Here is a 257-nt window from a genome sequence, read left to right as displayed (position 1 = left end):
GGCGACGATGAACTGGGCGCCCTGCGCGGCACCCTGGAGGGCATCGACGAAAACACGGACGTCAAGGAACTGGTGGCCCACGATCTCACCTTCCATGGCATCATCACCGATGCGGCCGGAAACGAGTACCTCGGCGGCCTGCTCGAGGCCTTGTCCAGCAGCACGGCGCGGACCCGGATCTGGCGTGGATTGGTGCAGGAAAATGCCGTAGCGAAGATGTTGGACGAGCATCGCGCCATCGCGGACGCACTCGAACG

At 64.2% G+C, this 257-nt stretch carries 1 protein-coding gene; it reads left to right on the top strand.

The features are described 5' to 3' along the window. On the top strand, positions 1 to 257 hold a 257-nt coding region (locus tag SB847_RS21515; protein WP_410578708.1), incomplete at both ends, for an FCD domain-containing protein.

It is taken from the genome of Bacillus sp. SIMBA_026 (genome assembly GCF_046535335.1).
GTDB lineage: Bacteria > Bacillota > Bacilli > Bacillales > Bacillaceae > Bacillus > Bacillus velezensis.
Note: the sequence above shows the minus strand (reverse complement) of the source record. Positions and strands in the feature narration are given on the sequence as shown.